Source organism: Ligilactobacillus acidipiscis DSM 15836 (genome assembly GCF_001435755.1).
Taxonomy (GTDB): domain Bacteria; phylum Bacillota; class Bacilli; order Lactobacillales; family Lactobacillaceae; genus Ligilactobacillus; species Ligilactobacillus acidipiscis.
In genome coordinates this window covers 1-9,456 of the sequence record NZ_AZFI01000078.1, presented here as the reverse complement: position 1 = coordinate 9,456, position 9,456 = coordinate 1, and the positions used below count along the sequence as shown (strand labels likewise).

At 37.7% G+C, this 9,456-nt stretch carries 9 protein-coding genes, 1 pseudogene and 1 other annotated feature; of the genes and pseudogenes, 6 read left to right on the top strand and 4 right to left on the bottom strand.

Annotation, left to right across the window (positions count from 1 at the left end; genetic code table 11):
* Positions 1-639: 639 nt before the first annotated feature.
* Positions 640-2,160, top strand: a complete 1,521-nt coding sequence (gene yjeM / locus FC65_RS06470; protein WP_082619061.1) for a glutamate/gamma-aminobutyrate family transporter YjeM — start codon at positions 640-642, stop codon at positions 2,158-2,160.
* 300 nt (positions 2,161-2,460) lie between these two features.
* Here yjeM and FC65_RS06465 read toward each other — a convergent pair.
* A pseudogene (locus tag FC65_RS06465) lies at positions 2,461-2,718 on the bottom strand (HIT family protein); the annotation flags it as partial.
* A 179-nt stretch (positions 2,719-2,897) separates the two neighbouring features.
* On the opposite strand from FC65_RS06465, the gene FC65_RS06460 reads away from it, so the two are divergent.
* Positions 2,898-4,265 (top strand): aldehyde dehydrogenase family protein, encoded by a 1,368-nt coding sequence (locus FC65_RS06460; RefSeq protein WP_056971996.1) that lies wholly within the window; start codon positions 2,898-2,900, stop codon positions 4,263-4,265.
* 244 nt (positions 4,266-4,509) lie between these two features.
* Here the strand turns inward: FC65_RS06460 and FC65_RS06455 are convergent, their stop codons facing one another.
* From FC65_RS06455 to FC65_RS06440, 3 genes are all read right to left on the bottom strand, one after another.
* Positions 4,510-4,908 carry a hypothetical protein gene (locus FC65_RS06455; RefSeq protein WP_010495808.1) on the bottom strand — a complete coding sequence of 133 codons (399 nt, stop codon included), beginning with the start codon at positions 4,906-4,908 and terminating at the stop codon, positions 4,510-4,512.
* A gap of 10 nt (positions 4,909-4,918) precedes the next feature.
* Positions 4,919-5,926 carry an aspartate--ammonia ligase gene (asnA, locus tag FC65_RS06450; RefSeq protein ID WP_056971995.1) on the bottom strand — a complete coding sequence of 336 codons (1,008 nt, stop codon included), beginning with the start codon at positions 5,924-5,926 and terminating at the stop codon, positions 4,919-4,921.
* Between the two features lie 161 nt (positions 5,927-6,087).
* Positions 6,088-6,332 (bottom strand) — a binding site (T-box leader).
* 408 nt (positions 6,333-6,740) lie between these two features.
* A complete protein-coding gene (locus FC65_RS06440; protein ID WP_010495819.1) occupies positions 6,741-7,013 on the bottom strand; it encodes a TetR/AcrR family transcriptional regulator in 273 nt (90 codons plus the stop codon).
* 167 nt (positions 7,014-7,180) lie between these two features.
* Here FC65_RS06440 and FC65_RS06435 point away from each other — a divergent pair, with 167 nt between their 5' ends.
* From FC65_RS06435 to FC65_RS11545, 4 genes are all read left to right on the top strand, one after another.
* A complete protein-coding gene (locus tag FC65_RS06435; RefSeq protein WP_056971993.1) occupies positions 7,181-7,492 on the top strand; it encodes a hypothetical protein in 312 nt (103 codons plus the stop codon).
* Positions 7,489-8,358 (top strand): conjugal transfer protein TrbL family protein, encoded by an 870-nt coding sequence (locus FC65_RS06430; protein ID WP_056971992.1) that lies wholly within the window; start codon positions 7,489-7,491, stop codon positions 8,356-8,358. Before FC65_RS06435 ends, FC65_RS06430 begins: the two co-directional genes overlap by 4 nt.
* Positions 8,359-8,376: 18 nt before the next feature.
* The gene (locus FC65_RS06425; protein ID WP_056971991.1) at positions 8,377-8,775 is read left to right on the top strand and encodes a hypothetical protein; all 399 of its coding nucleotides are present in this window, start codon (positions 8,377-8,379) and stop codon (positions 8,773-8,775) included.
* Positions 8,776-8,929: 154 nt separating this feature from the next.
* Positions 8,930-9,456, top strand: a 527-nt coding sequence (locus FC65_RS11545; RefSeq protein WP_235803087.1) for a DNA topoisomerase, incomplete at both ends; no start/stop codon positions are given.

The window sequence follows — 9,456 nt, the reverse complement described above, 5'->3', positions numbered from 1 at the left end:
CCGATATTAAACCTCGTATGAATAATTCGGGCTAAGAAATCAGTTTCACTTGAAAGAAATGAGTTGTAACGTGTTTTTTTAATTCACGTTATAACTCATTTTTTGTGGGTAAAAATTATTTTATAGCAGATCTATGGTTATTATCTAGGATTCCTTTTAGCACTTTGACTACGTTTAAATCTGGTATTGCATAATAAAAATGGATTTTAATAAAGTGCTATTCAAAAAAGGCCCTGCAGATCGTTAGTATATGTCTAATTAAATTAAAAAACATTTATTTTAAAAAACGCGATTTATCGGGGCATAATTCCAGCATAATAAAAGGAATACTTAAGGATATTAGATAATAATTGGAGAAAAATAATAAAATACTTTATTTGTCAATTTGAAATGGTAGAGGTGCTATACTTTTCAAGTGTATGAATAAAAATACATAATAAACTAAATAGTTTGAATAAAACATCAGTTAGGTAGTTAGTGGATCTATATTAGTGATCATAAAAATTTTAAGATAAAGCCCAATCTATATGAAAAAACAATAATTTTTATCCACCCACCAAATAAGTAATTTTCTTTATTACTAAAGCTGGTCTATTTGCTTAAACTGCCTTATTTATTTTGTTGTTAGGAGAGTTTCATTTGGAGAATTCACATAAAATTAAAACAAAAGCATTAGTAATGATGATTTTTTCATCTATCTTTGGTTTTGCTAATACAACTGTTGCTTATTATCAAATGGGATATGCTAGTATTTTCTGGTATATTTTAGCAGCCTTGTTCTTCTTTTTGCCTAGTTCATTGATGTTTGCTGAGTATGGCGCTTCATTTAAGGAAGCAAAGGGTGGGATCTACTCTTGGTTGGAGGGATCGATCGGTGAAAAACCGGCCTTTATCGGGACTTTTATTTGGCTATCCTCGTGGGTGATCTGGTTAGTTTCCACATCATCTAAAGTTTGGATCCCTTTGTCCGCTTTGATTTTTGGACACGATGCCACGCAGTCTTGGACTTTATTTGGACTAAATTCGACACAAACAATTGGATTATTGGGGATAGTTTGGATCCTTTTTGTGGCCTTTACAACTACCCATGGAGCTGATTTTGTTGCTAAAGTTTCATCACTTGGTGGAACATGTATCGTGATCTTGGATGTCATATTTTTAATTGCCAGTCTAGTTGTTTGGATCGGTAATCATGGTGCCTTAGCACAACCGATCAGCGGGATCTCAAGTTTCTTCCGTTCTCCTAACCCAAGCTTTGGCAGTTCTTTGGCCTTGATATCATTTGTGATCTACGCGGTTTTTGCGTATGGCGGAATGGAGTCAATGGGCGGTATCATGGATGACATAGATAAGCCTGAAAAGACTTTTCCCAAGGCTTTGACGATCTCAACCCTTATTATTACTGTTGGTTATGCTTTGATGATTTTCTTTTGGGGTATTAGTAGTAACTGGAAAACTGATTTAGGCGGCTCTCAAGTTAATTTGGGAAATATTACCTATATCTTAATGAACAATCTTGGGATTCAATTGGGCAGTGCTTTAGGTTTGTCACATGCTACCGGTCTGGTGTTCGGTAATATTATGACTCGTTTTGCCGGTATTGGAATGTTTATGGGTTACTTAGGTGCTTTCTTTGTTTTGATCTATTCACCGATCAAATCGTTTATTATTGGATCAGATTCTCGCTTATGGCCTGCTAAATTAACTAAGATGAACAAGCACAATATGCCAGCTAACGCAATGTGGTTACAAACGGCGATCGTAGCTGTTTTCATCTTCCTAGTCGCTTTTGGTGGTTCCGCTGCGCAAAAATTTTATACGATCTTAACGGATATGGCCAACGTTTCGACAACATTCCCGTACTTATTTTTGGTAGGTGCTTTTCCTTTCTTTAAGAAACGGCAAGACTTAAAACGTCCATATGAGATCTATAATAATAAGACATTTACTAATTTCATTGTAACTATAATTTTGATTATTTTAGCTGGTGGGATCATCTTCACGTGTGTTCAACCGATCATTGAACACGATTATCAAACTGCATTCTGGACAATGATCGGACCAATTTTCTTCGGGATCGTTGCTTGGGCTTTCTACTCTTATTCAGAAAAGAAAATTGCTAAAGAAGATACTAGTGTGACAGTTAAACCACAAAAGTAAAACAAAAAAGCCAGTCACTTCACTTGACTGGCTTTTTTATGTAAAGAAAATCTTGTGGCACTGGAAATATAGAGCGAATACTACACATCCAGGCGTATATCGAGTCATACATTCAACCCTCTTAAAATTTAGTATAACACTAAAACACGAACAAAATAAATTACAAAAATATTACATTCTGTATGAAAAAAATATTTTATCCTATATTCTAGGATCAAAGGAGTCTAAAGGTTTGCTAAATTTAAGTTCAGAGTAGCTTTTCTCTAGTGAGAGCGTGCTGCCAGTCAATTAGGCCAAACATCAATACCATCCATTTTTACGAGCAAGTAAGTGAAAATGAAGGTGTTGGATCGACTGACCAGCTGCTTTTCCATTAGCATTTAAAATATTGAGACCAGTAAAGCCGTGATCAATGCAATGGTTGGAGATCATTTGAATAACTTTGATCAAATGAGATAGAATTTCTTGATCACAAATCATAATATTTGTGACATGCTTTTTTGGTATTATCAACATGTGGTAGTTCATATCTTGTGCGTTATCCAGAATAATTAATGTTGTCTCATCCTCCTATATTTTGTAACTAGGGATCTGGTGAGCAATAATTTGGCAAAAAAGACACATAATTTTAGTCCTTCCTTTTTTTATTTCAATTTTTTAAGCAAAAAGTTGGTAATATGATCAGAATAGATTTTATCATAGATAATAACAAGAGTTTCTGTTAAGGAGGTAAATAAATGAGCTATACAGCAGTAAATCCTTATACTGGTCAAAAAATACGGTCTTTTGAAAATGTGACCGATCAGCAGCTAGAGATGCTTTTAGATCAAGCCCAAGATTTCTATGAAAAAGCCCAGAGAAGAAGTGTTGAGGAAAGGACGGAATTCCTCAATGAATTCGCAGACGAGTTTGAAAATAATACCGAAAAATATGCTCGCATTTTATCTACAAACATGGGAAAATTGATATCCGAAGCACGGCAGGAAGTTGCTAAGACGGTTTCTTTTGCACGCTATTACGCCAAAAATGGTGTGCGCCTTTTGAAGCCGCAGCCGTACAATGATTTGTCCAGCGGACAGGCGCAAGTTGAGTTTTCAGGCATAGGGATCGTTTTAGCGGTTGAGCCGTGGAATTTTCCGTATGCTCAAGTCATGCGTGTCTTTGCTCCTAATTTTGTTTTGGGTGATCCAGTGATCTTAAAACATGCCAGCATTGTTCCAGAGGCTGCTTTAGCCTTTCAAGAAGCATGCGATAACGCTGGTTTACCCTTAGGGGCTTTTACTAATATTTTTGCAAGCTATGATCAGATCGATCATATAATTGAGGACCCGCGTGTGCAGGGTGTGGCTTTGACCGGTTCTGAAGGCGCTGGACGTAAAATTGCTGCTAGTGCTGGCAAAAATTTGACTAAGTCGACCTTAGAATTAGGTGGGACCGATGTTTTTGTTGTTTTAGATGATGTTGATGTTGGCGCAGCCGCTAAAGATGCTGCCAAGGCACGTTTGACTAACGCTGGTCAAGTATGTACTGCTGCCAAACGCTATATAGTGTCTGCAGAGATTTATCCGGACTTTTTAGCAGCTTTAAGGGATGAATTTGTCAAGTACCACTTAGGCGATCCACTGGATGAAAAGACGACCTTAGCTCCGCTGTCTTCAAAAAGTGCGCAAAAACAGTTGCAAGAACAAGTTGAAAAAGTGATTGCTGGAGGAGCTAAAGTCTTATTCGGAGATCCCACACCAAATAAGGGGAAGGGAGCTGGTTTTTCTCCCTTGATCTTATCTGGCATGGATGAAAGTAATCTAATGTATGAAGAAGAATTATTTGGACCAGTCGCCCAAATTTACCAGGCTCATTCAGACAATGAGGTCGTTAAAATCGCTAATAACTCACGCCATGGCTTGGGTGGAGCAATTTATACGAAGGATGTCGAGCGTGGTAAAAAGATTGCTTCCCGGATCGAAACCGGTCAAGTTACGATCAACCAAATTTTAAGTTCTCAGTCGGAAGTACCTTTCGGTGGGGTTAAAGATTCTGGTTATGGACGGGAGTTAAGTGATTGGGGGATCTACGAATTCGCTAATATTAAACCAGTGATATACTGAGAAATCCAGCTAGCTTTTTGATAGGACAAAAAAGAAGAGGTCACTTTATTAGTGAGGACCTCTTCTTTTTGCGTAGTTTTTCTGATTGATAAAGGATCAATCACTAATTGCTGGTGCTTTTTTAATATCCTTTATTCGTTTGATCTGTTCAAGCATATACCATGCTAAATTGGCCCGAGATAACTTACCCTTTAGTCTGTTTCTACCTAAATATCCAGTGTGGACATGTTTAGACAAGGGAGCATTAGTTAAAAGAAAAGCAATTCTTGACAAGAGTCCGATCAGTGTCTAAGTCGCACACTAATTGACTATACTTGACGATTTGTTCAAAAGTGGTCGGTCGACTTAAGCGGATCATGACTCTTCTTGATTTGAATTTCAGGGTATCTTTGTCCGATGGATCTTGTGTACTAGTTGTGAAGAGAACGATGAAACGTCTAACATTACATTTTCTAAGTTTATTGGCTAATAATAACTGGCTGATTTTGTTAGCCGGTGTTTGATCGATTGCAGCAGGAGAAAGTTCATTAAGATCCGCCCCGAGAATACTTGCAGTCTGCTGGGTGAAACGGGTACGTTCAATGTAGATAGCATCTAACCATTCTTCATCTGCAATAGAGGTGCGAACCTTGATCTCTGACATTTTTACACATTTAAAGAAGGTGAATCTGATGTTGTTCACATTTATCGATCAGCTCTTGTGGCCAGACACTAGCTTGAACTTCACCAACATGTGCTTTGCCTAAAAGCAACATACATAGGCGTGATTGACCGATCCCGCCCCCAATAGTAAATGGCATTTCATCATGAATGATACGTTGGTGATAAGGATATTTGAGACGATCAGTTGCGTGGGCAAGGTCTAGTTGTTCTTGTAAAGCAGCTTTATCGACCCGAATTCCCATACTTGAAAGTTCTAGAGTACATTGAAGCGGTTCGTACCAGAACAAAATATCACCGTTCAATTTCCAGTCGTCATAGTCAGGTGCCCGGCCATCATGACGTTTTCCGCTTTTGAGCTTGCCGCCGATCTGCATTAAGAAGACGGCTCCAAGTTCTTTACAGATGGCATTTTCACGTTCTTTGGGACTTAAAGTAGGATAGCGGTCTTCCAGGTCTTGAGTTGTGATAAAATGGATTTTTTTTGGCAAATGGTGGACGGCTTTAGGATATTTGTACCAAACTTCATCTTCCATATGTTTGATAACTTTAAAAATTTGTTTAACTGTTGCTTCCAATGTAGCAAAGTTGCGTTCATCTTCGGTAATAACTTTTTCCCAGTCCCACTGATCGACATAAATTGAGTGGAAGTTATCTAGGTCTTCGTCTTTGCGGATCGCGTTCATGTTTGTGTATAGACCTTCGTGGATCCCAAAGCCATAGCGCCGTAGAGCGTCACGTTTCCATTTAGCCAAGGAATGAACGATCTCGATCGTTTGACCAGGCAGGTCTTTCATTGTAAATGAAACAGGGGTTTCAATGCCATTCAAATTATCATTGAGTCCTGTACTTTTGCTGACAAACATAGGTGCTGACAAACGACTTAAATTCATCTGCTTCCCAAATTCGTCCTGAAATGTTTCTCTAATATAACGAATGGCTTCCTCTGTTTTTTTAACAGATAGGGTTGAATGATAATCTTTTGGAAAAATAGTTGACATATAGATCGTTCCTTTCACTGTATTGTATAAAGCTGGACTAAATGGATGAGTGGGTAAGTTTGAGTTAAGGTTCATTAGAGAATGATGTTTCACGTGAAACATATTCATAGCCGGAGACTTTTTTTATTTGTTTTGTGTACAAAAAAAGTCCTCCATCCCATCTCCGGGACGAAGGACTCGCGGTACCACCCAAATTGTTTATACTTAAATAAACATCTCTACTCACGTACTAACATACGTGTTCGGTGGTAACGGACCGAAATACGTCAAAACCTACTCTGATCACTCATTTGGGCCTGCAACTAGGAAAGTGTTATTCAAACATTCGTTGACTCATCAGGCTTCCACCATTTCCCAACTCTCTATCAGTACTAAATATTTTACTTGTCTTTCTTATTGTCTTTAACTTTATTGGAACTTATTTTAGCACAAAAATTGAAAAAGAAAAGCACTTTTTTAATAAATTTCTCATCTAATCATTAGAATTTACTGTTCTATCTGCAAATATTCCCCTTTTTAGGATGATTGGACTAGTCATTTCATACAAGATATGTTCAAATTCTGCAAGAGTTTCCTGGAAGTTTTGTTCTATCCATTCTTTGATTAGATTAACAGCTAGACCAACCATTCCAGTGAATACGTAATTTTTAGGAATAGTTAGTTTATTGATAGTACTGGTATGTTCCCAGATAGCTTGGTCCATTTGGGTAATTTTAGTTAAGAAGGTGGGCCCATCTCCTTTTTCGACTAGTAAAGAAAATTTTTCGCTATTTTCATAAATGAAACTGACTAATTGATGATAGTATCGCTCTAATTAATTTCTTTTAGGACTTAAGGATCCTAATTCACTGCGTGGAACTTTTAGAGCTACTTTTTTAAAGCCGTTGATAAGTTGTTCTTCGATCTTATTTAATAAAGCATCTTTATCTGAGTAGTAGCAATAAAAAGTGCTGCGATTAATTTGTGCTTCAGTCAAAATATCTGAAACTTTTATTCGGCTATAATCATATTCTTTGAGTAATTTCCAGAAGGCAGCATAAATTTTGTGTTTGGTCTTTCTGATCCGTAAATCTTGTTTACTTGTCATACCGTTAATCACTCCATTTTAACGAACTTTTTAGCAACTTTTGTTGGTTGTTTTAATATTTTTAACACATTATACTGTAAATAAGCAACAAGTGTTTGAAAATATTCCAAAAACATTGACACAATAATGTTCATTCAATGTTATTTTGAAAATAGGAGGATTTTGCAATGGCAAGAGTACGGTTAATGGACCAGCCTAAAGATTTTGAAAGATTTGGAATTGATCCCAAAAAAGTTGAGCCATGGGAAGATGGAAGACGAGACTCTGACGAAGGAATGCATAATGAAGTATGGTATTTCGATGCGCTTTTTGACGACCAGCATAAGTTTATGGTCGGGTTTCGGCCAAAAAACCCCAAAAAATTGATGCTTAAAGGTGACTCTCCTAACTTGAATATTATGATCACAACTCCTGATGGAGAAACTAAAGATGATTTTCTTTATTATACAAGTGAGGAATCACGAGAGCGTAAAATATGAAAAGTCTTTATTTCCACCCAGTTTTGGCAAGTTTCTTAGGCGATAAAATTTCGGGTGCTATTAATGAATGGCTTAAAGGCGTTTTTAGTGGGGCCATGAATGGTATAACATCATGGTGCAGAGCTATTTTCGATCAAATTGGTCAACATGAAACCGTCCTAGATCAATGGTATGCAATCTTTCTTACTTTTGCGACGTCCCTAGTGGTCGTTGTTGTATTGGGAAGAATTGTAGGAACTTTGCTAAAAGAAGCTGACGAGAGTACCGATGTTACTTGGGCAAATATTGTGATGGACAGTCTCAAATCAGCTGCCGCAATCCCTGTCATGGTCTTTTTACAAGGCTTTTTACTTAAAGCAATCGTGTTTCCGCTCGGTAAATTTATGTTTTCAATGAATAGTAAGTACACAGCTTCGATGATTACCGGGTCAAAAAACATTGGTGGAACATTAGCAATAGGATCAATTATGTCTCTGATATTGTTAGGCTTCTTTGCAATCGTGACGGTATTCTTCTTCCTTAAAATGTGTATCTTCATGGCCGATATGGCCTGGTTTTATTTAACTATCCCCTTTGCGGCCATCAGTATCGCAACCGAAACTTGGGATTATAGTGGCACATGGTGGAAAAAGCTAATTTATCTAAATGCTTCTATGCTCTCACAAGTTTTATCAATGAGCCTATGTGTTTGGGGAGTTACTCATTGGGGTAGTAATGGAATAGGAGCTTTTGCTTTATCCATCGGTATGGGTTGGCTGGTATTGCACACACCAAAGGCTATCGAAGATTTTTGGAGCTCAACTGGTGCTACTAAAGGTGGCTTAGCGGGAGCTATGAGAATGTTAAAGAATAGAATGAAGCATTAATTGGAGGAGGTTACTCAAATGAAATGGCGAGAAAAAATCAAAATGAAGTGGCGAATTGATTCGCATATCAACGTTTTTAAAGGTAACCCCATTGAACACTTAGTTCTTTGCTATCTTTACCGATTGTTAGAATGGTTTGTCGTTATTATGGTGGGATTATTAGCTCTATATGAGATTTTAGATTATCAATGGCTCGCTGTAATCATTGTATCAATCGGTGGCATTTGCCTAGTTATGGTATTGAAAATCGGTTCAAAAAACGAATACAGAGCTTATAAGGATTGCTTAAAAGCTCGTCAGCAGGCTTATGATCAGGTCAAACAAGAAGACATGCAAGCACTTAGAAAACAAGCTTGGTTGGATAGTGCGAACCAAGGTAAAACAGAATTAGAACAAAAGCTTAATCACAAGGAGTGAACGAACATGACCACTGTTATCTTAGCTGAAAAACCCAGTCAAGCCCGTTCATACGTCCAAGCCTTTCAAAAGAGCACAAAAAAACAGGGTTACTATATGGTTAGTGACCCTTTTTTGCCCGATAATACGCTTATCACGTATGGTCTCGGACATNTGGTCTCGGACACTTAGTTGAACTAGCCACACCGGATAAATATGATCAGAAATATCAGCAATGGGCCTTATCTAATTTACCGATTTTCCCCGACAAATACAAGTTTGAAGTGTCAGCTAGTAAAAAAGCCCAATTCAAGGTCGTTAAAGACCTGTTAACGAAAGCCGATACCATTATTGTGGCCACCGATAGTGGTCGAGAAGGGTCAAATATCGCGTGGTCGATCATGAACCAAGCGCATATTGATGTTAAGTCAAAAACGATTAAGCGCCTTTGGTTGAATAGCCTAGAAAAAGACGCGATTATTAACGGCTTTAAAAATCTTGGCGATTGGCACAAAGACTATTTGGCTTATAAAGAAGCCCAAACCCGCCAAATTAGCGATTGGTTGATCGGTATGAATGGCAGTCCCTTATATACTTTATTGTTGAGACAAAATGGAGTGCGCGGGGTGTACTCGATCGGCCGAGTGCAGACACCTACTCTGTATATGGTTTATCAAAGAGACCAGGCAATCAAAAACTTTA

Coding starts and splice junctions, on each gene's coding strand:
- FC65_RS06460 (WP_056971996.1), top strand. CDS start 2,898: ATGAGCTATACAGCAGTAAATCCTTATACTGGTCAAAAAATACGGTCT.
- FC65_RS06455 (WP_010495808.1), bottom strand. CDS start 4,908: ATGTCAGAGATCAAGGTTCGCACCTCTATTGCAGATGAAGAATGGTTA.
- asnA (WP_056971995.1), bottom strand. CDS start 5,926: ATGTCAACTATTTTTCCAAAAGATTATCATTCAACCCTATCTGTTAAA.
- FC65_RS06440 (WP_010495819.1), bottom strand. CDS start 7,013: ATGACAAGTAAACAAGATTTACGGATCAGAAAGACCAAACACAAAATT.
- FC65_RS06435 (WP_056971993.1), top strand. CDS start 7,181: ATGGCAAGAGTACGGTTAATGGACCAGCCTAAAGATTTTGAAAGATTT.
- FC65_RS06430 (WP_056971992.1), top strand. CDS start 7,489: ATGAAAAGTCTTTATTTCCACCCAGTTTTGGCAAGTTTCTTAGGCGAT.
- FC65_RS06425 (WP_056971991.1), top strand. CDS start 8,377: ATGAAATGGCGAGAAAAAATCAAAATGAAGTGGCGAATTGATTCGCAT.